Origin of the sequence: Vibrio olivae, assembly GCF_042428525.1 — a bacterium.
Lineage (GTDB): Bacteria > Pseudomonadota > Gammaproteobacteria > Enterobacterales > Vibrionaceae > Vibrio > Vibrio olivae.
This window is the reverse complement of record NZ_JBHMEP010000135.1, coordinates 1-514: the sequence shown is the minus strand read 5'-3', so window position 1 is coordinate 514 and position 514 is coordinate 1. Positions and strand designations below refer to the sequence as shown.

Annotated in this window: 1 protein-coding gene; it reads left to right on the top strand. The window is 56.6% G+C overall.

Annotated features, from left to right (window positions below; all coding sequences use genetic code 11):
- On the top strand, positions 1 to 514 hold a 514-nt coding region (locus ACFFUV_RS24225; protein ID WP_512701420.1), incomplete at both ends, for a hypothetical protein.

The window sequence follows — 514 nt, the reverse complement described above, 5'->3', positions numbered from 1 at the left end:
CCGCTCTTGCTGGAAAATTCGGCATCCCTTTGGAGCTTCCCTTCGCCACGGAAACCGTGCGGACTACGTCCCATTTTTCTTCCGGCAGCATAGGCAGGCCCATTTTCGTGGAACGCCTCTCCGTCAAGGAGGCCTGCGCCCAAATGCTGGGCCGCCTGAGCGTAACGCGGCCGGATTCCAAGGAAAGCAGCCTGCTGGAGCTGACGCTGAGGCTTTCCCATCCGCAGAAGGCGGAAGATGTCCTGAATTATCTTATTGAAGTTTACAATGACCATTCCAGGCGGGAGAAGCAAATCGCATCCACACGGGCGGAGGATTTCATCGTCAAACGCATTGAAAAGCTCGGCGGCCAGCTGGGCGGCGTGGACAAGCAGGTGATTGATTACAAGCGCCACAGCCGCATCGTCAAGGACATGAGCACGACGCTGGAGGCCACCTTCAGCAAGCTGCAGGAAATAGGGACGGAACTTTTTTCCACCAGAACGGAATTGAGTCAGGTGAAGGTGCTTGCCGG